The sequence below is a fragment of the Kribbella capetownensis genome (genome assembly GCF_004331485.1).
GTDB lineage: Bacteria > Actinomycetota > Actinomycetes > Propionibacteriales > Kribbellaceae > Kribbella > Kribbella capetownensis.
This window is the reverse complement of sequence record NZ_SJKD01000015.1, coordinates 78,366-101,089: the sequence shown is the minus strand read 5'-3', so window position 1 is coordinate 101,089 and position 22,724 is coordinate 78,366. Positions and strand designations below refer to the sequence as shown.

The window sequence follows — 22,724 nt, the reverse complement described above, 5'->3', positions numbered from 1 at the left end:
CATGCTGCGCACGGTTCGTGCCTCGGGCGGCCGGACAACACTGACGGAAGGGCCGGCCAGAGACCGATGGTTGCTGAACGCCCGCTATCTTCGCGGTCTCAGCGCGGACAACCTGCTGCGGCCCTACCTGGCCGAGGCCGGTCTGTGGAGCTACTCGGGCTCCTGGGCCACGACAGTGGGCGGTGACTCGCCCGATGGTCCGGAGACCTGGCACTGGGGATGGGAGTCGCCGACGTCTGATCTGCGGGGCCACATCCTCGGGCACTGGCTCTCGGCGGCGGCGCGGGTCGGTCAGGAGGACCGTGAGGTGGCAGCACGAGCTGCCACCATCGTCGACGAGCTCGCGACCTGCCAGCGGGCCAACGGCGGGCAATGGGCCGGATCGATTCCACCGGCGTACTTCGAACGGCTGGCCGCGGGCCGTGCGGTGTGGGCTCCGCAGTACGTCGTACACAAGACGTTGGTGGGGTTGGTTGACCAGTACCGAATCGCAGGCAACGAACAGGCGCTCGAGATCGCGTCGGGTTTCGCCGGATGGTTCCACACCTGGACGAGTGGACTGTCGCGCCAGCAGCTCGATGACATTCTCGACCGCGAGACGGGCGGGATGCTGGAGGTCTGGGCAGACCTCTTCGCATTCACCGGCGATCAGACCGCTGCCGCTCTGATCGAGCGGTACGAGCGGCGCCGGTTCTTCGAGCCTCTCCTCGCCGGTGCCGACGTACTGACCAACAAGCACGCCAACACCCAGATCGCGGAGATTCTGGGGGCGGCCAGGGCATGGGAGGTCACGGGGGAGCGACGCTGGCGTGACGTCGTCGAAGCCTTCTGGGACTCTGCGGTGCATACCCGCGGGACGTACTGCACCGGTGGCAGCAGTTGCGGAGAGGTGTGGCAGCCGGCCGGTGAACAGTCCGCGCGTCTGCACGCTGTTCAGGAGCATTGCCTCGTCTACAACCTGATGCGCCTTGCCGCCGTGCTGTTCCGGTGGACCGGAGATCACCGCTACGGAGACTACTGGGAGCGGAATCTGGTCAACGGGATCTGGGCGCAGCAACATCCGGACACCGGTATGCCGGCGTACTTCTTGCCGTTGGCAACCGGAAGCCGCAAGCAATGGGGGCGGCCGACCGAGGACTTCTGGTGCTGTCACGGAACCCTGCTGCAGGCGCAGAGCGCAGTCGGCGAGGCAGCGACGTACGTCGACGACCGCGGAATCACCGTCTGCCAGTATCTGGAGTCCGACACATCCTGGCCCGACCTGTTCGGCAGCCGCATCGAACTCGCGATCAGGGCGGACACCGACGCCGGTGTCGCCCTAGGCCAACGTCAGACCGCCCATGCTGCCGCCGGAATTCAGGAGCTCTTGTCGCGGCCGTTGCCGCGCCGCCGGCCGAACGACCGCGTTCACGTCGTCGACGTACGATGCGAGCGACCGGCCAGTTTCGACGTGCGGCTCCGGGTGCCGCTGTGGGCAACGAGCTCGCCGACGGTCGAGATCGACGGGAAGCCCGTTGCGGCCGAGGTCCGGAACGGGTGGATCGTGTTGGCCCGGACGTGGAGCAGCCAACGCATCCGGCTGACTGTTCCGGCGGGCTTGTCCGCCATGCCATTGCCCGACCGGCCGGAGATGGTCGCCGTACTCGACGGTCCGGTCGTCCTGGCCGGCCTCACCGAGCAGGAGACCGTGCTGTCCGGCGACCCCGCCGACCCGGCGTCGTTCCTCACACCTGACCGGGAGAGACACCACAGCTGGTGGCAGCCCGGAAGCTATCGGACCGTCGGTCAGTCCAGCGGCGTGCGCTTCGTCCCGCTCGCCGAGATCCGCGACGAGCGGTACACCGTGTACTTCCCGGTGCGGTCAGCCTTTCAGCGAGCCCTGGAGGAGGGCTGAGACGAACCGTCGCTGGAAGACCCCCTGGTGGCAACGACCTTGGCCCGGCTTGGCCAGTTTGCTTTCAGGCGCCGTGGACCGTCCCAGACCGAGCCGCCGACGCCGGCAACGGCGGCTCGGCCGACTCACACCCATCGAGTTTGAGATGAGTCAACCGGTCCTACTCGCGGCCTGAAAACCCCGGGCGACGGCCTCATCACCAGGCTCGAGATCGCTCCCGGACCCGTTGGCATCGATGGATCATCCCGGTCGTACCGGCTCACGAAGGTGCCTGCTCGGTGAGACCGGGGACGGCGCCCTCGGCCAGCTTGAGCCGGGTCCAGACGTTCATGTTGATGACGATCCCGATGATCTCGAGGACTTCCTCCTGCGAGAAGTGTTCGGCGAGAGCGTCGTGCCGGGCACCGAAGTCGTCGGCGACGGTTGCATCCGCGACGCGCGTGATGGCCTCCGTATAGGCAAGCGCCGCGCGGTCCGCGTCGCTGTGGAAGCCGGTCTCCCACCAGGCGGTCAGAGTATCGACGACTGGTCGGGGGACGCCGGCGTCACGTGCTGCCTCGTAGTGGAGGTTCAGGCAGTAGGCACAGTTGTTGATCTGCGCTACGCGCAACCGCAGTAGCTGGGCCAACTGTCGGTCGATGCGCAGGTGGGCCTTGTAGCCGAAGGCATCGGCGCCGTGGCGCGCGAGCTTGGTGAGGTCCTCATTGGCCGAACTGTCGGCCCGGCGGTTCGTGAAGGTTACCTCGGTCATCATTGCTCCAGTCGGCGTTGGCGATGTTCGAGCGCAGGTAAACATCGCTCAAAATGGACTATATAGTCCCAATCGGATTGGTCTCGGCTGGCGTAGATCGATCCGTACTCAAGGACGACGACTCGGCCTGCACAGATTCTGCCGACCAGCTGTGTGATCGAGCCCGACTGGGTGGCGATGTCCGGTTCCATAAGGGCCTTTGCGATGATAGTGCGGCACCCATCCTGCGTCGAGACGAGGTCAAGAGCCGCTCTTGAGCGACTTGCGTCGATGTGCGAACTCTTCCAGGCCGAGCTTCGGCGTGATGTGCAAAGAGGACTTGACCGACCACTTCTGTCGGACTAGGTTCGATGTCCGAGAACTGGGTCTGCCACCACATATTCGCGATCCGATGGAAAGGCCAACAGTCATGAGTGAGAGCTTCGAAGGCCGCAAGATCGTAGTCGTCGGCGGTACCAGCGGTATCGGTCTCAAGACCGCGGAGAATGTGATGGCGGCGGGCGGCTCCGCAGTGATCGTCGGCCGTCCCGGGCAGAAACTCGACAAGGCCGTGGCAGGCTTGTCCAGCTCAGGCACCGCGTGGGCCGTCGCAGCCGACCTGACCGACTGGGACCAAGTGGTCGAGGCCCAGAAACAACTGGCGGAGAACCACGCCGATGCCACGCTCCTCGTCAACTCAGCGGGCCTGGTCCGGCTCAAGACGTTCCTCGACCACGACGTCGCGGACTACGACTCGTACCACGACCTCAACCGGTCCACGTACTTCCTCACCCAGACCGTCGTCCGAGGCATGATCGACGGCGGCCAGGGCGGCGCGATCGTGAATGTCGGCGCGATGTGGGCGCACCAGGCCCTCGCCGCGACGCCGTCATCGGCCTTCTCGATGGCCAAAGCGGGCCTCCACGCACTCACCCACAACTTGGCTATCGAACTGGCCGGCAACGGTATCCGTGTGAACGCAGTAGCCCCCGCCGTCACCGAGACGCCCCATTTCGACTGGCTTCCGGCCGACCAGCGCGCAGCCACGCTTCAGCAGATGGCTGGCCTGCACCCGCTCGGCCGAGTCGGTACTCCGCAGGACCTGGCTGCGGCGATCATGTTCCTCCTTTCGCCGGCCTCGAGCTGGACCACGGGTGCAATCCTCAACGTCGACGGCGGCGTCATGGCCGGCCGCAACTGATCCCGAGACGGAACGACGGGACCCGCGCCGTACGCGTGGGTCCCCGTCCGGAGCCTTGGGAGAGCTTGCCGGATGCGACTCAGCTGCGAATCTGAACGATCGTCTGTCCACTGATTCGCTCGGTCCGATTGAAGGCGGCGACGGCGTCGTCCAGTGTCACGACCTGGCCGATGTTCGTCTGTAGCCGACCGCCGCGTACCCGCTGGACGATCTCGCCCAACTGGGCGCGGTCGGGCAGAACGACGAAGTCGATCGCCACGGACTCCGCCAGCCCGCCGGCACGGTACGAGTCCGTGAGGCCGAACACCCGTTGTCCCGCTGACAACCCAGTTGTGCCGTAGCCAAGAGCGGTCACCACTCCGCCAACTCCTGTCCCGGAATCGACGGTGTTCGGTCGCGGCCGAGGCGGTCGGTCCAGGTCGAGGGCCACGTGAGTTCACCGGAGGTAAATCCTGAGGCATGAACCTCGACCAAGACCTCGTTGACCGCGGGCTCCGGCTCGGGCTGCTCCGCCAGCGTCATCGCACTGGTTCCGGCGGTCTGATCCGTTACCACAATCGCCTTCGTCCGTCGCCTCTGTCTGTGTACAGCCCCCGTCGTGGCGCTGCTCGGTGACGAGTATCCGTGGCACGAGGAACTCATTGTCAGGTCCCTTGCCGACGATTTCCGTACCCGACCGTTGTCGATCGCTCCCAGTTCGTGTCGGCTTGATCGTTCTCCTCACTCTCTGCGGGCGAGTGTCACGAACCGTGCTGCTGTCGCGGCCAGCGTGGCGGACGCGGAGGATTCCCCGCAGTCTCGTCCGCCACCACGATTGCCCTCATACGGCACCTCCCTCTATCCAGTTCCCGCCTACACAGCCTTTCGGCTCACATGCGTTGGCGGCTCCACACTCGGGCTCTTTCCACACAGGTCGACTTCGGTGCAGGGCGTAAGGTCCCGCCGCGGACGACCACTAATGGTTATCAGAATGAGCCGCCACCGCTACTGATCACAGATCGACCGCCGCGGAGCAGAAGCCGGGAGTGGCCGCACACCTCGCTGCCTGTGGAGCATGCGCGGAGGATGTGGACGGACTACTGGCCGCTGTGCAGGAAGATGCACTCCTCCGGACTGAGATCGCAGTCACAGCGGGTTCTGCGGAACTCGGGACCAATTCAACTGCCCGTGGTGTTGTGCATGGTGACGGCGCAGCCAGCGACGTCAGAGAAGGAGAAATCGTGTCTCACGACTACCGGAAGACTTCGGAGGCGCTCAGCCGCCTCACCGACAACCAGTTCCACGTCACTCAGGAGGGCGGGACGGAGCCCGCGTTCCGTAACGAGCACTGGGACAACCATGAGGCCGGGATCTACGTGGATGTGGTCTCCGGACAGCCCCTGTTCTCGTCGACCGACAAGTACGACAGCGGCACCGGCTGGCCGAGTTTCACCCGGCCGATCGCGGCGGACGCCGTCCGTACGGAGTCGGACAGGTCGTACGGGATGATCCGCACGGAGGCGCTGTCCACCGGGGCAGGCAGCCACCTCGGCCACGTTTTCGGTGACGGTCCGGTCGACGCCGGCGGTCAGCGGTACTGCATGAACTCCGCCGCGCTGCGCTTCGTCCCGGTCGCGGAGCTCGAGGCACAGGGCTACGGCGAGTATCGGTCACTGTTCGAGGCCACCAATACGGAGGAGCACGCATCATGACCAGTGGAATTCACGACACCGGCGAGATCACCCGCAAGCCGGGCACTGAGACCGCGGTTCTCGCCGGCGGGTGTTTCTGGGGTATGGAGGATCTCATTCGCCGTGAGCCCGGCGTGCTCGACACGCGTGTTGGATACACCGGCGGGCAGAACGACCACGCGACGTACCGCAATCACCCTGGGCACGCGGAAGCGGTCGAGATCGTCTTCGATCCGGCGCAGACGACCTACCGTGACATCCTGGCGTTCTTCTTCCAGATCCACGACCCGTCGACGCTGAACCGTCAGGGCAACGACGTCGGTACGAGCTATCGCTCGGCGATCTTTCCGCTGACTCCCGAACAGGACGCTGTCGCTCGCGACACGATCGCCGACGTCGACGCGTCAGGTCTGTGGCCGGGCAAGGCCGTGACCACGGTCGAGCCCGCAGGACCGTTCTGGGAGGCCGAGCCCGAGCACCAGGACTACCTGATCACGTACCCGGCCGGCTACACCTGCCACTTCGTGCGCCCGAACTGGGTGCTGCCGCGGCGCACTATTACCGCCTGAGTCCATAACCCCGGAGGGCGTGTTCATCGCTGAGGCGATGGACACGCCCCTCACTGCTGTGCTCCCGGATCTTCGTCGGCGAGGCTCCCAGCAACTTGTGCCAATGCCATCTCGATCGCGATGAGTTCCTTCAGAAGACATCGGAGCTTGTGGAGCAGATGCCTGGAACAACTGCTGGTTGACAGTGGCAGAGATGCGCTGTGCGCACTTTCGCCGGCGGACGCTGGTCACCGACTGCGTGGGGTGTCGCTGGTGACCTCTCCCGGTAGGCCTCCGTGTCCTCGGACAGTTCGTGGATCTCGTCGGCGTCGGCTACTACTTCTGGTTGCTGTTCATCGGGTTCCACACGACGTTCCTGGTGCAGCACACGCCGCGGCACAACTTCGAGCAGCTGTCCCGGATCCGGTCCGGGTCGGGCGCAGTCAGGGCGTCGCGCTCTTCGCACAGTAAGCACGTGTCCGTCAGTGGCCACCAAGGAGTCGAAGGTAAAGTCGAGGATGGACGGCCTTGGGTCACGATGGTGATGTATTGCAGGGGATTCGGGCCAAGAACCCGCGGATCACGCTGCACTTCACGCCGACGTCCGGCTCCTGGCTGAACCTGGTCGAGATCTTCTTCGGGATCATCACCCGCCAAGCGATCCGCCGCGGCAGCTTCAACAGCGTCAAAGAACTCACCACCGCGATCCGCCGGTTCATCGACGGCTGGAACGATCGCTGCCAACCCTTCACCTGGACCAAAACCGCCGACGACATCCTCGACCACGCCACCCCAGGTCAAAGAACATCCTTTACGCGACGCCAGGTACCACGCGACTGAATCATCGGGGGACGTCGAGCGATCTGCCCGCGTGAGTGGTATTTGCTGTAATTCGGGTACCTGTACTCGGCCGTCCAGCAGCGGCGGCGTTTCGAGATTGGCGCTCACGGAGGGTGGCCATGATCACCGTTGGTGGCGTAGACACGTATTACGACTATGACGAGCAGCAGTGGAAGTACCGCCGACTGGGCGGCGGCCCGGTCCGCCTCAAGTCTTCACGTTCGGAGTTGTCCGGCACGAGCGCGGAGAAGGACGCCGAGGAGCGTCAGTCCGACTCCCCAGCTCCTCGCGAACCGGCGTCGCAGCCGTGATCTGCCAGGCGACACCGGGCCGTCCAGGCTTGGTGCTCAAGACCTCTCTGTCGAGCGGTCGGTGAGTTTGTCGCGGAGGCGGTCGACCAGTCCTACGCCCGGGCCGACGAGTTTGTGGAAGAGTTCGGCGTTCGGTGCGGCGGGATGCGGTCTGGTGGGGGCCAGCCTCTTCGCGTGCTCGACCTTCTCCTTCAGTTCGACCAGGGTGGCGGCGGGGAGGTGGGCTCGCAGCTGCGGGAACTGCTCGGTCTCCTCGTCTTGAACGTGGTCGACGAGTACCTGTTGCAGTTGCCGGAGCGCGCCCTCGAACTCGGTGGTTCCCGCGTCCGCGCTCTCGAGCTGCTTCATGAGCGCCTCGAGTTCCCGGTGCTCCTCGGTGTCGTGTTCGACGGCCTGGTCGCCGTCGGGGAGGTGGTCGCGCAGCGCGGGGTAGACATACATCTCCTCGGCGACCGAGTGCCTGACCAGTTCCGCGATGAGCTGATCGGTCAGGTCCCGCCGTTCGTCGGCGTCGCTGGATGCGCTGATCTGGTTCGCGAGTTCCCGGACCTCCCTGTGGTCCTCCGTCAAAACGTCGATCACGTCCTGGTCGGCGCTGCCGCCGGTGGAAGCCATCAGCTTCTCCTTCGTTCGCAGGGATGATGCCGCGCCGGTACCCGCCCCTTGACCGTGGAAGCTCCTGAGGCTGTGCCGTGCAGAGACGAGCGCGTAGCCGGTGTTCGGTGATCAGCTCTTCGCTGCTGCCTTGCCGCCCTTGCGGCCGGCCTTCTTCTTCTGGGCGGTGCTGCCGCCTTGGCTGCTGTTGCCGCCCTTGCCGCCCTGTTTACCGCCGTGCTCGCTCGACTTCGGGGAGTTGGCGATCTTCGCCGCGCGCTGTTTCGACATCCCCTTGTCCTTCAGGGCTTCGTACTGCTTCTCGTTCTTCACGTTCGATGACTTTCCGGGCATCAGTACCTCCACGAGGTGTGTGGTCCATCGTGCTGCCGGTACCCACCGTGGAGACTCTCACCGTGCTTCGGCAGACCAGCCGGGCGACTGGCGTCGTACACAGTCAGACCGGTGACGTGATCCTGACCATCCGAGAAACTCGGCATCGCCGAAGGGTGTCCGAGTGTCGCGGGGAGGTCCGGGTACTGGGCCGGCATGCGGTTCATGACATGGAACGTCTGGGGTCGGTTCGGAGACCGATGGTTGCGGCGGCAGCGGGCGATCGCCGCTACGGTGCGTGCGCAGCGACCGGAGTTCGTTGCCTTGCAGGAGACTTGGCGGGTTGACGGGTTGACGCAGGCGACGGTTCTCGGAGCCGAGCTGGGGATGGCATCGGCCTTTGCCCCCTCGCGGATGCCGCGGGACGCGCATCCCGGCGTACGTCTCGGCCTCGGCATTCTGAGTCGGTTTCCGTTCCGGGCCGTCGAGCGGCACAAGCTGTCGGGCGACACCGTTGCGTTGCGCGGTGAGATCCGCCTCGGTAGGCGCAGTCTCCATTTCATCACCAGCTGCCTGGACTGGGAGGAAGACCGCCAACGCGAACGGCTGGCCCAGGCCCAGGCACTGGCGACGCTGGTGTCCGAGCTCTCCGGTTCCGGCGACCGAGTCGTGTTCGCGGGCGATCTGAACTCACCGCCCGGCCATCCCGAGCTCGAGCCTCTCCTGGATGTGCTGGAGGACTGCTGGCGGCCGGGAGAGGATGGGGTTGGCGTCACGTATAGCTCGCACAACCGCTATCTGGGCCGCGGCGAGTGGCTCGAGGACAACCGGATCGACTACATCCTCACCAGGGGAGGTTTGGTGCCGCGCGAGTCACACGTGCTCGGTTTCGACGAGGACCGAGGTCTGCCGCCGTCCGACCATTACGCTGTCGTTGCCGACGTACTAGTCGCCTGAATCTCACTCGCGACGAGTGATGCGGCCTCCTCGTAGGGACCCAGTAGTCTTTCGGTCGAATGCCGGACTCCGCGCGCGGGTGCTCAACCCGACTGCCTGAGCTGAGCATGCGCCGTGTAGTGGTCGGCTGGGGGATCGATCAGTTGGCTGATCGTCGGGTCGACGACTTCTTGGCCTTCTTCGTCGCCTTCTGGGCGGCTGACCTCGCCTTGGACTTCACCGTCGCCTTCAGATCCTGACTGGTCGAGTACGTGCCGAACAGCGCCGGGTCCGGTGCAGGCGCTGAGGCCGGGCCGCCGAGAGGTTCGGGATCGGTCAGGTACTCCAGCGGGTCGTCACCGTCGGTCCAGCCGCCCTTGCGCCCGTCGGTGCCGTCGGACAGCCGCCAGATGGTGTGGTTGTGTTCCTGGTCTTCCTCGTCGAACAGGGCGTTCGGCACGATCGGTGCCTCGAGCCCATCGGACTCCAGCTCCTCGATCGCCTTCAACCACTGCTTCTGGTGCACCGTGTCGCGGGCGAGATTGAACTGCAGCATCGCCTTGACGCCAGGATCGTCGGTCATCTTGTAAAGACGCGCGGTCTGCAGCCGGCCGTGCGCTTCGGCGGCGGCGTTCGCCCGGAAGTCGGCCAGCAGGTTCCCACTGGCCACGATGTATCCGCCGTTCCAAGGCACCCCTTGAGAGTTCGCCGGAAGCGCTCCGCCGCCGGCGATGATTGCCTGCTGCGGGTCCATCCCGCCGATCATCGCCGCCATCACGGGATCCTGGACGGCCTCGGCCGTCATCGTCGCAGGTGCTCCCTCGAGCAACCGGGCCACCATGGTGGCCAGCATCTCGATGTGACCGATCTCCTCGGTCGCCGTGTCCATCAGGAGGTCCTTGTACTTGCCTTCCATCCGGCAGTTCCAGCCCTGGAACAAGTACTGCATCGTCACGCTCATCTCGCCGAAGGCGCCACCGATGAGCTCCTGCAACTTGCGTGCATAGACGGGATCGGAACGCTCGGGCTTGGCCTCGAACTGTAATCGCTTCGTATGACGGAACATGGCGACTCCCTGGTCGACTTCTGACAACTGGCCACCGCGGTTCCTGACTGGACCCACGTGAGGGCCGATCGGCCCTCGGTACCCCGCAAAGCACCGTCGATGCGCACCTTCGAACCCCAAACCTTCGACCACCTGACGGCGACGGAGACAGCGCCGATCGACGAGGTCATTCGCCGATCTGGCGGTCGATGACCTCGCGGCTGTGGTGCTACCCGGCGGCGTAGCTCGTCCGGACGCGCTACGTCGCGACGAGAAGGTAGTTGCCTTCGTCCACGGAATTGGCCGGTTCCGGCAGCGACGAGACCCGCGCGCGACCCGAGGACACGCGGTGGCAGATGGTGCTGCACGGTGGGGAGCTGCTCGGGTCTGCGCTGAAGCTGGCCCGGGCGACCCGTGGCGAGATCGACAATCTGCCAGGGCTCCGGGTCTTCGAGGAACGGCTGCCCGCCGAAGAGGCCTCGCACGACCTCGATCGGCTGCAGATCATGATCGACACTCTGGACGCGGGCATCTCGGGTTCCAGGCCGCCGACTGGTTGCGGTCGGTGCGGGCGATCAACGTCGGGCTGTCCGACCACCGCCGGATCCTGGCCCAGTTCACCTTCGCCGACGACCAGGACCGCGCGGATCGGCTGGCGTCGGCCCTGGCCGATCTCGCCCGGACCTCGTTGCCCGCGCCGTCAGGTCTGGGCTGGAACGGCTCAGGTCGCGCGCGGTGAGCAGACCAGGGTGCGCGACCGCCGGCTCGTCATCACGGCCGGGTACGGCGTTCAGTCCTGGGTTCGGCTGTGCCGGGGAGTTTGCGGGTGTCGATGAGTTGCTGGGCGACGTCACGGAGCTTGGTGTTGGTGTCCTGGGAGTACCGCCTGAGGATCGCGAACGCGCGGTCGCCGTCGAGGTCGTAGCGTTCCATCAGAATCCCCATCGCCTGGCCGACCAACTTGCGGGCGTCGACGGCTCGCGTCATGGTCTGCTCGCGGCGCGCCGTCGCGAGCGCGACCGACGCGTGCCGGGCGAGGATGTGTGCGATCGCCTCGTCGTCGGCTCCGAACGCGTCCGGATCAGGGCTGTAGAGCCCGAGCACACCCACGGACTGTCCATTGGCGCCGACGGCGAGCGGTACGTCCAGCACGCTGCGGACGCCGAGACCGGCGACCTTCACGGCCCAGTCCGGCCAGCGGTTGTCCGAGGTGGTGTCGCGAATCAGCACGATGGTCCGGTCACGCAGCGACTCGACCAGGGGCCCGGCCTGGGCGTCGATCTGCAGGTTGTAGACGTCGGCAACGACCTGATCGGTCACGGCGGCGATCTCGGGCCTGGAGCCCCGGGTGTGGAGGGCGACGCCGGCGTAGGTGCAGTTCAACGCCTGGAGTGCGAACTGGACGACAGCCTCAACGGTCTCGTCAACGCCATCGGCCTCATGCAACTCGACGGCCAGCCGCGCGAACGTAGCCGCGGCCTCCCCATCGGCCGGGTGAATCGCCTGCCGGTCGGTTTCCCGCGGTGGCTCGGTGTCGGCACCCCGGCGTACGGTGTGATCCATACCCCACATCATCCCTCACGGCAGCTCGGCTCCGCCTCAGACGCCGGGCCGACCGGTTGCCGGACTCCTTGCCACGGAGAACCCGGACTCTGCGCGCTCACGTGGACATGCAGGGTCGGGGATGGGGCGAGGTCTTTGGCCCTGACCACCATCCGCCTGAGTTCGAGCAACTCGTCGACGTTGCAGGCTTGATGCAGGCGTGGCAACAGGTCCTGCTTCGTCGTCAGAGGTTTCGCGGTGGCTCGGAGGGGCACCGCGCTGGCAGCGGCGCTCGATCAGCCCGCTTCCGCACTTGAGACGCCAGGTGCTTCGCTGAATCCAGTTAAGGAGCACCACGCTCATGTCTGCTCATTCTGAGACCAACGCCAACCACGCCATCCGTTCCGAGCGCGGTATCGGCACCGGCACCAAGCCAGCCTTCAAGACCACCGAACTGGTCGCTTACGTGCTGGCCGTGCTGGGCGTCCTGATCGCTTCCGCGGTGGTCGACGACGGAGCGTTCGGGGCGAAGGAGGCTTGGTTCGACGTCACTTTGCTGACGATCGGCTACATGGTCAGCCGTGGCCTCGCCAAGTCCGGCAGTCGCGATTCCTCCGACGACCGGTAGAACCACTCCGCAACAAACGAGTACCGCCCTGCGCAGGGGTCAGGGCGGTACTCGGGTTCCATCACAGCCCGACAAGGTGAACCATGGTGATAGTGGAGCGGCGCTGGAGGCGATGATGACTATGCGCAAACTGCTCGCAACCGCCGCGGTGGTCGGTGCCGCGGTCGGCGCGAAGATCGGTATCGACAAGCTGCGGAATTCCAGCCGTGCCGAGAGCACGATCGCGGATCTGCGCCGCCGAGGCCGCCATTGGGTCGGCCAGGCGAAGGGCATGGCCTACCACGCGCTGCGGCGCCATCCCGACGCCAACGTGGACGACGCGACGCTGGCCGACCGCGTGCGTTCCAGCATCGGACCGCTGGAGAAGCGGCTCCACGTGCCGCGGGTGCTCGTCACGGTCGAGAACGGCACCGTGATCCTGCACGGCGAAATCCCTAACAGCGACGTGGAAACCGAGATCGTCAGCGCCATCGAAGGCATCGCCGGAGTCCACGACGTCCGGTCACACCTCACGTCCGCCTGACCCCACCACGGGACTGCTCGTTCGTGCGAGGCCGCCGGCGTTGGGAACCAGCACGCCGGCCGCTGCGTCGTGCAGCCCGCCTGGTGTCCAGCTCGCCGCGCCGAGTCCGTACAGCCCGATCGAGGTCGACGACAGGGTGCTGTGCCAGGCGGTGCCCCAATCGTCCGACGCAAAGCGGCACCCAACGGTCAGGCGACAGGGCCGAACTGCAATTTCACCGCTGGGACCAATGGGTGCGAGGAGGTACCTCGCGACACGGCCTGTACACCCGGCGATCGGCCAGACCGGCCGTGCCTCGCCGAGGATTGGGTCACGAGGCGGCGGGTATCGGGTGGCCGAGGTTCAAGGGGCAGCCTCAGGAACTACCGGGTCGCGCGGAGCGCCCGGCGCGGACGAGAGGCTCCCATGGCCGACGCCGAATCCCTCCACCCCTCCACCTCGATAGGTGTGCGCCATCCGGTGAGCGCGCCCGTGATCGATCGGAACGGGTCGCAGGACTCCACCGGCACTCCGACATCTGGCTCGTGGGACGACGCCCCGCTCGACGCCGCACCTTTGGACGCGAGGCCGCTCGATGCCGCGACGCTTAAGTCGCTGTTCTCGAGCACTGTTCCCGGCACGGTCGGGTTCGAGGAAGAGCTCCTGGTGGTGTACCGGGGGAGCTGGCTGCCGGCCGACGCCGCCGCCGTGGTGGCGGACATCGGTGACCCTCGGGTCAAGCCGGAGCTGCCGGCGTGCCAGCTCGAGATCGCGACCTCCGTCCACCAGGAGGTGGCGGTCGCCATCGACGAGCTGCGCACATGCCGAGCACTGCTCGCCGCCGCCTGCGGCCCCGACCTGGCCGTGGCAGCCGCTCCTGTCCATCCGCTCCTCGACGGACGCACCGCACTGTCGGCCACGGCGCGGGCCGCCAACCTCGGTGCCCGCTATCGCCAGATCATCGAGCGGCAGTTGGTGTCCTCGCTGCAGGTGCACCTGGCCTTCGGCGATGCCGACTGCACGTTAGGCGTTTACCACGCGCTGCGGGATCTTCTCCCGGAGCTGGCGGCGCTGGCGGGTGCTGCCCCATTCGCCGCCGGACGGGACACGGGCCTGTGCTCGGTGCGTCCTGTGATCGCCTCCGAGCTGCCTCGCCAGGGCATACCCCCGATCATCGCCTCCTGGGAACAGCTCGCCGGGGACCTCGCCTGGTTGGTCCGAGGGGGCGCGGTCTCCGACACGTCAGAGTGGTGGTGGGAGCTGCGACCGCACCTGCGCTACGGCACGCTCGAGTTGCGCGTCCTCGACGTACAGCCGACTGTGGACGGGACCAGCGCGGTGGCAAGGCTCGTGCACGCGCTCGCCGCCCGGTTCGCAGAGCTTCACCACCTCGGCGAGCTCCAACCGCCGGCGCCGACCTGGCGGATTGCGGAGAACCGGTGGGCCGCGCTCCGTGACGGCGTCCGCGGCGAACTCCTCGACCTGCGCACCGGCGAGGCCCGACCCGCCCGCCGCTGCCTCCACGACCTGATCGATGCCGCTGAGTCCTACGCTCCCGACGGCCTGGACGACGTACGAGCGATGGTGGAGAACCCAGTGGTGGAGCACCTCCGAGCGCTCGGTCCCGAACGGGTCATGCCCTGGCTCGCGGAGGTGTTCACCGAATGAAGCTGCTGACCCTTCCGGGCGTCTTCGCTCCCATCTCCGACTCGTGGATGCTGGCCCGCGCCATCCGTCAGGAGGCCATCGGGCCTGGCTCCCGGGTGCTCGACGTCTGCACCGGGAGCGGTGTCCTCGCACTCACCTCGGCGGCGTGCGGCGCGGCCACTACCGCGACCGACGTCTCCCGGCGAGCGCTACTGACCGTCAAGCTCAACGCGCTCCGGTGCGGCCTCCGCATCCGGACGCTGAGGGGACGGACGTTCTCACCTGTGGCCGGGGAGCGGTTCGACCTGATCGTGAGCAACCCGCCGTACGTACCCTCGCCCCGGCCCGACGTGCCCCGCCGTGGGGCGTGCCGGGCATGGGAAGCGGGCCATGACGGGCGGATCGTCCTCGACGCACTGTGCGACAAGGCCCCCGCCCACCTGCGCCCTGGTGGGGTCCTTCTTCTCGTACATTCGTCCCTGATCGATACGGACGCGACCCTGGATCGGCTGCAACGAGCCGGCCTGGTCGACGTGGAAGTGCGAGCGCGTGAGCGGGGTCCGCTAGGCCCCCTCATGCGAACCCAGCAAGCCGCAGGGACGATCGCTTCCGACGTCGACGAGGAGGAAGTGGTGATCATCCGGGCAAGCATCCCACCGGCCCGCTGACCCACAGGCACATAACGGTGGAGAGCAGTCGCCGCCCGTGATCCTGGCCTGGCGTCCTGTGCGATTGCCGCTACCGCCGTAGATCGGTTCGCTGTGGTCGGCTTCGGGGTTCATCTCTCCCTTCGCCCGGGGCGTTCCTGCTGATGGGGTTACTGCAGCTCCCGTCCGGCGTGCCGCGGCGGTGGGTGTGTCTGAAGCTCGTGGGCTCGACGGGTGGGTGATCTATCAGCTGGATCCGGCGACCTTCTTCGACACCGATGGCGACGGGACCGGCGACCAGGAGCTGCAGAGGGGTTCCTGCGTCTGCCGTACGACGTCGCCGCAGTAGGAGAACTCCTGACCTGCCCGTTCTGCATCTCGGTGTGGATCGCGACCGGCTTCACCGTGGGGTTCCTGTTCGTCCCAGGGTTCACCCGGCTGGTGGCGTCGACGCGTCTCGCGGCCAGAGCGCGCGAACTTGTCGATGAGGGCACTGCCCTCGAGGCAGCCTGTCGAATCATCATCTTGGAAGATCAGCTCGCCGAAGCCCTGCGTATCAACGAACAGTTGCGGGGCCGGAGCTAGCACCATGGTGTCGGCGGGGTCAGGCCCCGGGTGCCCACGGCAACCACATTTCGCTTGGAGACCGAGATGGCCCTGCTGGATCCCGCCAAGTCATTCGACGCCGATATGTTCGCGCAGTTGGCGATCGAGTTGCACGACGCCCCAGGAGTGGACGAGACGCTGGAGACGGTGGTGCAGTTCGCGTTGCAGGCCGAGAACTGCAGTCACGCCGGCGTCGTGCTAGCGGTCCGAGGGGGCCGCGCAGAGATCGGCCTGGTCACCGATCCGATCCTCGGTACCTTGTACCGGGTCGAGATCGAGGCCGGCGCTTGCCGCATTGTCCGGCGCCACGATCGTCGTTCCCGACGTCGCCACCGACCACCGCTGGCCGCGCGGCAATCCGCAGCCGCGGACGCCGGGATCGGAAGTGCGCTGCATGTCCCGATGACGGCCGGCGACCGAAAAACAGGCGTCCTGTCGCTGTACAACACCCAGTCGAAGGCGTTCACCGTCGACGATGAAGCGAGCCTGCACATCCTGGCCCGGCACGCCTCGGTCGCAGTCGCCACGGCCCGGCATGAAGTCGCGATGGTTCAGGCTGTGGATGCCCGCAAGCTGGTCGGACAGGCAATGGGCATCCTGATGGAACGCTTCGACATCACTGCTGATCAGGCGTTCGCGGTCCTGAGGCGCTACTCCCAAGACACCAACACCAAACTGCGCGACGTCGCCCACCAGTTGGTCGATACCCGCGAACTGCCTCACTGACAGCGCTCGCGGCCGAGCGCTGATGACCGTCTGCCACGCCCGGATCGCTCCGGCGACTGCGAAACCAAGGGCGGCGACCAGCATCCACCCAGACGATTGCGCCAACTGCGTGGACGAGTCCTGGCCGATCAGTCGTCGTACAGCTGTGGGGCCGACGCGCGTCGGGAGAGCGCGGCACCGGTAGGCTACCCGGTCGATCCCGCCTGTCGGTCGGCGTGGAGTTCGTCGGCGTCGCGGACGCCGCGCAGGGCAAGATAGACGGGAACAGGCGAGACGGCGACGATGGCGCCGGCGATCAGCAGGGTGGCCCGGATGCCAACCAGCTCGCCGAGGATACCGCCCAGCGCTGCCCCGAGCGGAAACAGGCCCATGATGAGGAAGCGCATCGTCGCGTTCACGCGGCCGAGAAGCTGTGGCGGACAGAACCGCTGCCGGAGGCTCAGACTGCTGATCGCATACACGATCTGACCGAACTCCCCTGCTGCGGTGCCGACCGCGACGAGGATCACGGACCAGCCGGGTTGTGCGAGCGGCGTCAACAAGGCGAGTGGACCGGTTGCGGCCAAAGCCAACCAGATGATGCGAGCTGAGCCGAACCGGCGAGCGAGCAGGGGCGTCAGCGCCGCGCCCGCCATGGCCGTCACAGACCCTGCCGCGAGCAGCAAGCCGATCAGCCGAGGCGACAGCAGGAGGGTCCGCACCAGAAAGATGAAGGAGACCGAGGCCGCTGTCGCGAAGGCGAGATTGCCTGTGGCGCTGGTGAGAGCGATCGCTCGCAGACTCGGTGACCGTGCCACGAATACCAGGCCTTCCTTGATCTCCGTGCGCCACCGTGGAGGCTCTGGCGACTGGTCCGGTGCAAGCTCCGATGTCCGGATCGCCACCAGTGATCCCGCGGAGAGTGCAGAGGTCATTGCCTGCATCAGTACGACGTTCACGGCGCCGGCTGTCGCGACGAGCCAGCCACCAATGCCGGGGCCCAGGACCTGGCCTGACGCCCGTACTGTCTCGATCGCAGCATTACCTGTCAGCAGCCGGTCGTTGCCGATGATCGAGGGGAGGTAGCTCTGGTAGCCGACGTCGAAGAAGACGCGGGCGACCCCGACAAGGAAAGAGACGATGATCAGTTGCGTCATCGTCAGCAGGCCGAACACTGCCGAGAGAGGAAGCGTCGCGAGGGCGACGGCACGAGCGAGTTCGCTGCCGATCAGCACAGGGCGACGTCGCCGGCGGTCGATCCATGCACCGGCCGGCAGGCCCACGAGCGTGAAGGCGACGGTCCCGGCGGCCGTCACCAGGCCGAGTGCCGCCGGCGACGCATCGAGGACGAGTACTGCGAGGAGTGGCACAGCGACGCCGCTGACCTGGGCGCCGAACTGACTTATGGTCTGGCCGATGAGCAGTAGCCGAAAGTCGAGCTGCCGCCATCTCTGGCTGTCAGACACGCGAACCTCCGTGGAGCCGGGTGGGTGGACAACCCCACCCCGTCACTCCGAAGGCGTCGCTAGGGGTGGGGCACGTTACCTGCTTCGCAGTGCGGGGTCAATTTCGCGGTACCGACCGTTCCCGGCGGGGCTCGAAGGCGGCCTGGTTGGGGTGGATGTCGGCACGACCAACCTGAAGGTGCCGGAATCCGGATCGAGACCCCTGGTGCCGACGGCAAAGTCGGCGGCTGTCACGAGCTCTTTGCCGCGTGTGGAGGTGAAGGCAACCGAGCAGGCGCCCTTCGCCCGGCCGCCGCCAGGCCGTTGACCCCGGTGGGCGAGGTACCGGAGGTGTCGGGTACGGCGCGAACCCGGTGGCGAAGCCGGAACGCGTGCTGTAGTCGGAAGACGGCATCGAGGCGACGTGAGCGTAGTCGCGGGTTCGTCGCTCGCATCGTGTGACGGGTCGGTGGCATCAGGCAATCTGTTCAGGAGGTGCCATGAAACGACAAGAGCCGCGGGCACGCATCGGCACGCGATGGACGGTGTTTCGGGTGTGGGAACTGGTGTCGCGTGAGAATCGGTGTGCTGGATGTCGGGTCGAATTCGGCCCAGCTGCAGGTAGTGGAGGCGTCACCCGGTGCGCCGCCGCTGCCGACGCATGCGGTGAAGCACGCAACCCTGCTCGGTGAGGCGATTCAGCCGGACGGTTCGATCGCGCAGGAGGGCGTCGACCGGGTCATCGAGGCGGTTCGCGACACGGTGGCCGCAGCGCGGTCGTTGCAGGTGGATCGGCTGTTCGCGTTCGCGACGTCGGCGGTGCGTGATGCCTCGAATCGCGCGGAGATCGCGGCGCGGTTGCGGGACGAGGCGGGGATTCAGCCGAGGTTCCTGACGGGCGAGGACGAGGCTCGGCTGACGTACCTGGCGGTCCGCCGCTGGTACGGCTGGTCGGCCGGGCGGTTGCTGGTGCTGGACATCGGTGGTGGTTCGATGGAAATCGCCCTCGGTCGCGACGCGCAGCCTGAGCTGGCTGTGTCGCTGCCCCTGGGCGCGGGTCGACTGACGAGAGCCTTCTTGCCCGACGATCCGCCGAACAAGCGACAGTTGCGTGAGCTGCGCCGCCACAGCCGGTCAACATTGCGAGAGATCTCAGACCGGCTCCGATGGGAGGGCGATCCGAAGAGGGTGATCGCCAGTTCGAAGACTTTCAAGCAACTGGCTCGGCTGACCGGTGCTCCGCCGCAACGGACCGGACCGTTCGCACAGCGCCGCCTGCGTCGCTCCGATGTAGCGGCGTGGATCCCCCGGTTGGCGAAGGCGCCGGCGGCCGAGCGAGCTCGACTCCGCGGTATCTCCGAGGCTCGTGCCCGGCAGGTCGTTGCCGGGGCCATCGTCGCGCACGCTGTGATGACGACGCTCGACATCACATCGGTTGACGTGTCGCCGTGGGCGCTGCGGGAAGGCATCATCTTGCACCATCTCGAGACTGTCATGCATCAGGAGCAGCCACTCACGCTCGATTCTCTGCAGCCTGTCGAGGTGCTCGAGCCCACCGTCACACAGCCTGCCAACGTCACCGTGATGCCGGTCCCGTCCGCCTGATCCGGACGACACCGAACCCCCACCGACTGCGACTGGATCACACCTGAGGAGGTATGGCGATGAGCACCTCTCCTGTTCCGCCCGTTCCACCGGTGGTGCCTGGAGGCAGTCCCGACGAGCCCGACGTCACGACACGGCCCGGTGACGACAGCCCGCTGGAGCAGCCCGTTCCGGAACCCGATCCCGACGAAGACCCCGACGAGCAACTCCCGCGAGAGTAGGCATCGGCCGTTTCACGTGGCCGTCTTTGGTTGGCATTGGGGGCACCAAGTGGTGCCCCTGCTGCCGACGCGGCCGTGAGAGAGCGCGGTGCCGCAGCGCGGACAGACTCCCGAGGCTTCGTCGCGACGGCCGGTGAGCCAAGTCTTGCGCGGTGGCACGCGCCCTTGTTCGATGGACTTCCGTAGCACGGTGCGCATCCTGGCGTGGAGGCGGGCGAAGTCCTGGCCGTGCAGATCGGCGCACGATCGGCGGGGATGGATGTAGGCGCGCCAGAGGATCTCGTCGGCCAGGAGATTGCCGAGGCCGGCGATGACCGACTGGTCCACGAGCGCCGGTTTGACCTGTCGGCGCAGCCCGCTCAGTCCGTCCCTGAGCTCGGAGGCCGACAGGTCTGCCGCATCCGGACCGAGTTCGGCGAGTACACGCCGTACGGCGTTCTCATCGCGCGCGAAGCCGAGTCCGTGGAGCTTACGCATGTCGCGATAGCGCAGTTCGCCGTCGCCGAAACCGAAGACGATCCGGTCGTGGCGGTGCGGACTGGTTGCCCAGTGCAATGACCCGGTCATGCCGAAGTGCAGCAGTACGGCGCCGCCGCCGCGCGAGCCCACCACCGGAACGAACAGTTGCTTGCCGTGCCGCCACGGCTGCCCGAACTCCCGTCTCCGCAGTACACCGCGTAGGCGCCGGACACCGATGCCGTGGAGTACGCCGGCGTCGAGCACGTCGACGTACTGGACCGGACGCCCGACCGCGTGATCGGCAAGCACCCGGCGAAAACCCTCGACATCCGGCAACTCCGGCACCCTTGCGCTGTACCCCGCCGCACCCCGCGGCAACCGGCGATGCCGCCTGAATCCTCCGGACTATTCGTCACCGGACAAGTCGCGACAGATCATGGTGACTCCCTGACTGCTCCCCTCCCCGGGACGAAACGGTGAACCTACGAATGCGGAGTGCCGGTCCGGGCACCGGCTGGATACTCGAAGCATCGTGGACTGTGAGACTGAGCGAGGTGTTCGGTGATGACGACCGCACGTGACTTGATGACGGCCGGTGCCGAGTGTGTCGGTGAGAACGAGAGCCTGGTCGAGGCCGCCCGCAAGATGCGGGAACTGGACGTCGGTGCCTTGCCGATCTGCGGCGAGGACAACCGGTTGAAGGGGATGCTGACCGACCGTGACATCGTGATCAAGTGCATTGCGGACGGTGGTGATCCGGCAGCAGCGAACGCTGGGCAGTTCGCCCAGGGGAAGCCGGTGACGATCGGTGCCGACGACAGCGCCGAAGAGGCGATGCAGACGATGAGCGAGCATCAGGTACGGCGTTTGCCGGTGATCGATGGCCATGACCTGGTCGGCATGCTGGCCTTGGCCGACGTCGCCCGCAGCCTCGGCAAGTCGGATACCGGTGACGTCGTCCAGGATGTCTCTCGACCCTGACGATCGGTCCGTCGGGTCCGGAGCGTCTCGAGGCCAAGATCCGCAAGCAGCTGGACGACCGCAACGCCTCCACATCCACTGGTGCTCGGCCATCAGCCTTCGATGCCGCGCAGACGGCGTACTTGGCGAGGTGGCGAACAACGTGCTTGCGACAACCGCTGGGCGTGCCAGGACGGCGTGACGCGAATGACTTGCGGTGGGGTCGACGGTGTAGGCGTCTTCGCCGAGGTCGTCTTGGCCGCCCGCAGTGGCGGCCTGTCTTGCTGTTGCTGTGTGCCGCGGATGTCTTGGTGACGTTGGACGGTACGGTGTTGCCGGGTTCGCGCACAGTACGGCGCTTCTGCTGTCGGCCCGGGCCGTTCAGGGCCTGGGCGCGGCCTTGGCTGTGCCTGCGGCACTCGCGTTGCTGTCGGCTATGTATCGGCAGGAACGGCAGCGTCAACGCGCGCTCGGTGATCTCTCGGCGGCCATGGATATCAGCATGGTGGTCGGCTTGGTCGTCGGCGGGCTTTCACCGCGACTGTGGGCTGGCCGTGGTGCTTGTTCATCGTCGTACCGATCGGCCTCGTCGCGGCCGGGCTCGCTCCAGCAGCGCTGCCCACGAGCCGGGATCAGACAGCACCTCGACTCGACCTGCTCGGAGCGGCGCTGGCTGCGGCCGGATTCGGGACGTTGGCGTTCGGGATCTCACGGTTCGACCAGCTCGGTGTGACCGCGATTCCGGTGCTCCTGGGTGCGGTCGCTCTGCTGGTCGGGTCCGTCGCCGTCGAGCGTCGTCCGGTGGGTTCGGCAGCATGCTGTTCATCGCAACGCTCTACCTGCAACAAGTGCTCGGGTACTCCGCTCTGCAGACCGGACTCGCCTTCGTACCGCTCACGGCGCAGGGGATGAGTGGTATCCGTGACGGCGAACGCGGGCTCGCGTCTGAGCCTGCGCGTGGCAACTGCTCGCAGTCTCAGGCAGCCTGTCCGCGTCGCCGCAGCGGCTGCTGGTTCGTGATGACCCCACGTCCACGCTGCCATGCCTCGGTACATCCGCCGTTCTGTGAGGTGGGTGCAGAATGACGGGATGGCTGTTGTCGAGGAGTCGTCCGGCGAGGCTGCAACGATTGCGGAACAGATTGCTGGTCTCGCTCAGGAGAAGGGTTTGACCGTCGCGGTCGCCGAGTCTCTGACGAGCGGTGAGATCGCGTCCCGCTTGGGTGCAGCTCCGGAGGCCAGTTCGTGGTTCACCGGCGGCGTGGTGGCGTACGCGTCGGAGGTCAAGTTCACGGTGCTGGACGTTGAGCCGGGACCTGTTGTGACGGCGCAGTGCGCTGCTCAGATGGCTCGTGGTGTTGCCCGCTTGACGGGTGCTGATCTCGCCGTGGCAGTGACGGGAGTTGGTGGCCCGGGTCCGGACGAAGGCCACCCCGCCGGAACAGTGTTTCTCGCCGTCAGTTCGGGCTCGGAAGAGCAAGTCGCCCAGCATCGGTTCGACGGCGCTCCACCGCGGGTAGTGGAGCTCGCAACCATCGCCGCGCTGCAGGCGCTGTCGACCGTGCTGGTGACGATCTGAACGGCGGCGTGGGTGACATACCTCGCAGACCAAGGTCCATGCGGTCATCGCACTCGGTCAAGCGGGTCGTCCGTCGG

At 66.7% G+C, this 22,724-nt stretch carries 27 protein-coding genes; 19 read left to right on the top strand and 8 right to left on the bottom strand.

The window, feature by feature from the left end:
* Position 1: 1 nt before the first annotated feature.
* Positions 2-1,894: a beta-L-arabinofuranosidase domain-containing protein gene (locus E0H75_RS40690; protein WP_131519064.1), complete on the top strand. Its 1,893-nt coding sequence runs from the start codon at positions 2-4 to the stop codon at positions 1,892-1,894.
* Positions 1,895-2,153: 259 nt separating this feature from the next.
* Here E0H75_RS40690 and E0H75_RS40685 read toward each other — a convergent pair whose 3' ends face one another.
* Complete coding sequence (locus tag E0H75_RS40685; RefSeq protein ID WP_202873428.1) at positions 2,154-2,648, bottom strand: carboxymuconolactone decarboxylase family protein; 495 nt, start codon at positions 2,646-2,648, stop codon at positions 2,154-2,156.
* Between the two features lie 406 nt (positions 2,649-3,054).
* Here E0H75_RS40685 and E0H75_RS40680 point away from each other — a divergent pair, with 406 nt between their 5' ends.
* Entirely contained in the window at positions 3,055-3,825 is a 771-nt protein-coding gene (locus E0H75_RS40680) for an SDR family NAD(P)-dependent oxidoreductase (protein ID WP_131519063.1), read from the top strand.
* Between the two features lie 79 nt (positions 3,826-3,904).
* Here the strand turns inward: E0H75_RS40680 and E0H75_RS44455 are convergent, their stop codons facing one another.
* A complete protein-coding gene (locus tag E0H75_RS44455) occupies positions 3,905-4,132 on the bottom strand; it encodes a hypothetical protein (protein ID WP_238163560.1) in 228 nt (75 codons plus the stop codon).
* 913 nt (positions 4,133-5,045) lie between these two features.
* On the opposite strand from E0H75_RS44455, the gene msrB reads away from it, so the two are divergent.
* The 4 genes from msrB (at position 5,046) to E0H75_RS40655 (ending at position 7,194) form a co-directional block, all read left to right on the top strand.
* Positions 5,046-5,516: a peptide-methionine (R)-S-oxide reductase MsrB gene (gene msrB, locus E0H75_RS40670; protein ID WP_131519062.1), complete on the top strand. Its 471-nt coding sequence runs from the start codon at positions 5,046-5,048 to the stop codon at positions 5,514-5,516.
* Positions 5,513-6,064, top strand: a complete 552-nt coding sequence (gene msrA, locus E0H75_RS40665) for a peptide-methionine (S)-S-oxide reductase MsrA (protein WP_131519061.1) — start codon at positions 5,513-5,515, stop codon at positions 6,062-6,064. The genes msrB and msrA overlap by 4 nt, the downstream gene beginning before the upstream one ends.
* A 507-nt stretch (positions 6,065-6,571) precedes the next feature.
* A complete protein-coding gene (locus E0H75_RS40660; protein WP_475009196.1) occupies positions 6,572-6,883 on the top strand; it encodes a transposase in 312 nt (103 codons plus the stop codon).
* A 119-nt stretch (positions 6,884-7,002) separates the two neighbouring features.
* Complete coding sequence (locus E0H75_RS40655; protein ID WP_131519060.1) at positions 7,003-7,194, top strand: hypothetical protein; 192 nt, start codon at positions 7,003-7,005, stop codon at positions 7,192-7,194.
* A 36-nt stretch (positions 7,195-7,230) separates the two neighbouring features.
* Here E0H75_RS40655 and E0H75_RS40650 read toward each other — a convergent pair whose 3' ends face one another.
* Positions 7,231-7,809: a hemerythrin domain-containing protein gene (locus tag E0H75_RS40650; protein WP_131519059.1), complete on the bottom strand. Its 579-nt coding sequence runs from the start codon at positions 7,807-7,809 to the stop codon at positions 7,231-7,233.
* A 111-nt stretch (positions 7,810-7,920) separates the two neighbouring features.
* Positions 7,921-8,142, bottom strand: coding sequence for a DUF7218 family protein (locus E0H75_RS40645; RefSeq protein WP_131519058.1), 222 nt, complete (start codon positions 8,140-8,142; stop codon positions 7,921-7,923).
* A 195-nt stretch (positions 8,143-8,337) separates the two neighbouring features.
* Here E0H75_RS40645 and E0H75_RS40640 point away from each other — a divergent pair, with 195 nt between their 5' ends.
* The gene (locus E0H75_RS40640; RefSeq protein WP_131519057.1) at positions 8,338-9,078 is read left to right on the top strand and encodes an endonuclease/exonuclease/phosphatase family protein; all 741 of its coding nucleotides are present in this window, start codon (positions 8,338-8,340) and stop codon (positions 9,076-9,078) included.
* A 139-nt stretch (positions 9,079-9,217) separates the two neighbouring features.
* Here E0H75_RS40640 and E0H75_RS40635 read toward each other — a convergent pair whose 3' ends face one another.
* The gene (locus tag E0H75_RS40635; RefSeq protein ID WP_131519056.1) at positions 9,218-10,123 is read right to left on the bottom strand and encodes a manganese catalase; all 906 of its coding nucleotides are present in this window, start codon (positions 10,121-10,123) and stop codon (positions 9,218-9,220) included.
* A gap of 544 nt (positions 10,124-10,667) precedes the next feature.
* Between E0H75_RS40635 and E0H75_RS43395 the strand changes: the two genes are divergently transcribed.
* Positions 10,668-10,841, top strand: a complete 174-nt coding sequence (locus tag E0H75_RS43395; RefSeq protein WP_165554417.1) for a hypothetical protein — start codon at positions 10,668-10,670, stop codon at positions 10,839-10,841.
* A gap of 32 nt (positions 10,842-10,873) precedes the next feature.
* Here the strand turns inward: E0H75_RS43395 and E0H75_RS40630 are convergent, their stop codons facing one another.
* Complete coding sequence (locus tag E0H75_RS40630; protein WP_131519055.1) at positions 10,874-11,665, bottom strand: GAF and ANTAR domain-containing protein; 792 nt, start codon at positions 11,663-11,665, stop codon at positions 10,874-10,876.
* A 340-nt stretch (positions 11,666-12,005) separates the two neighbouring features.
* On the opposite strand from E0H75_RS40630, the gene E0H75_RS40625 reads away from it, so the two are divergent.
* From E0H75_RS40625 to E0H75_RS40600, 7 genes are all read left to right on the top strand, one after another.
* Positions 12,006-12,272 (top strand): hypothetical protein, encoded by a 267-nt coding sequence (locus E0H75_RS40625; RefSeq protein WP_131519054.1) that lies wholly within the window; start codon positions 12,006-12,008, stop codon positions 12,270-12,272.
* Positions 12,273-12,387: 115 nt separating this feature from the next.
* Complete coding sequence (locus tag E0H75_RS40620; protein WP_165554415.1) at positions 12,388-12,795, top strand: BON domain-containing protein; 408 nt, start codon at positions 12,388-12,390, stop codon at positions 12,793-12,795.
* 471 nt (positions 12,796-13,266) lie between these two features.
* Positions 13,267-14,442, top strand: a complete 1,176-nt coding sequence (locus E0H75_RS40615; RefSeq protein WP_165554413.1) for a carboxylate-amine ligase — start codon at positions 13,267-13,269, stop codon at positions 14,440-14,442.
* Complete coding sequence (locus E0H75_RS40610) at positions 14,439-15,089, top strand: HemK2/MTQ2 family protein methyltransferase (protein WP_131519051.1); 651 nt, start codon at positions 14,439-14,441, stop codon at positions 15,087-15,089. The genes E0H75_RS40615 and E0H75_RS40610 overlap by 4 nt, the downstream gene beginning before the upstream one ends.
* Before the next feature lie 187 nt (positions 15,090-15,276).
* Complete coding sequence (locus E0H75_RS43390; protein WP_165554397.1) at positions 15,277-15,417, top strand: hypothetical protein; 141 nt, start codon at positions 15,277-15,279, stop codon at positions 15,415-15,417.
* A 32-nt stretch (positions 15,418-15,449) separates the two neighbouring features.
* Complete coding sequence (locus tag E0H75_RS40605) at positions 15,450-15,653, top strand: hypothetical protein (protein ID WP_202873427.1); 204 nt, start codon at positions 15,450-15,452, stop codon at positions 15,651-15,653.
* A gap of 66 nt (positions 15,654-15,719) precedes the next feature.
* Positions 15,720-16,400 carry a GAF and ANTAR domain-containing protein gene (locus tag E0H75_RS40600; RefSeq protein ID WP_238163559.1) on the top strand — a complete coding sequence of 227 codons (681 nt, stop codon included), beginning with the start codon at positions 15,720-15,722 and terminating at the stop codon, positions 16,398-16,400.
* Between the two features lie 185 nt (positions 16,401-16,585).
* Here E0H75_RS40600 and E0H75_RS40595 read toward each other — a convergent pair whose 3' ends face one another.
* Positions 16,586-17,845, bottom strand: a complete 1,260-nt coding sequence (locus E0H75_RS40595) for an MFS transporter (RefSeq protein WP_131519050.1) — start codon at positions 17,843-17,845, stop codon at positions 16,586-16,588.
* Positions 17,846-18,397: 552 nt separating this feature from the next.
* On the opposite strand from E0H75_RS40595, the gene E0H75_RS40590 reads away from it, so the two are divergent.
* Positions 18,398-19,429 (top strand): Ppx/GppA phosphatase family protein, encoded by a 1,032-nt coding sequence (locus tag E0H75_RS40590; protein ID WP_131519049.1) that lies wholly within the window; start codon positions 18,398-18,400, stop codon positions 19,427-19,429.
* Between the two features lie 233 nt (positions 19,430-19,662).
* Here the strand turns inward: E0H75_RS40590 and E0H75_RS40585 are convergent, their stop codons facing one another.
* Entirely contained in the window at positions 19,663-20,454 is a 792-nt protein-coding gene (locus E0H75_RS40585; RefSeq protein WP_131519048.1) for an Fpg/Nei family DNA glycosylase, read from the bottom strand.
* A 219-nt stretch (positions 20,455-20,673) separates the two neighbouring features.
* On the opposite strand from E0H75_RS40585, the gene E0H75_RS40580 reads away from it, so the two are divergent.
* From E0H75_RS40580 to E0H75_RS40570, 3 genes are all read left to right on the top strand, one after another.
* Entirely contained in the window at positions 20,674-21,090 is a 417-nt protein-coding gene (locus E0H75_RS40580; protein WP_131519047.1) for a CBS domain-containing protein, read from the top strand.
* Between the two features lie 247 nt (positions 21,091-21,337).
* Positions 21,338-21,802, top strand: coding sequence for an MFS transporter (locus E0H75_RS45185; protein WP_131519046.1), 465 nt, complete (start codon positions 21,338-21,340; stop codon positions 21,800-21,802).
* 356 nt (positions 21,803-22,158) lie between these two features.
* Positions 22,159-22,647, top strand: a complete 489-nt coding sequence (locus tag E0H75_RS40570; RefSeq protein WP_131519045.1) for a CinA family protein — start codon at positions 22,159-22,161, stop codon at positions 22,645-22,647.
* Positions 22,648-22,724: the final 77 nt, after the last annotated feature.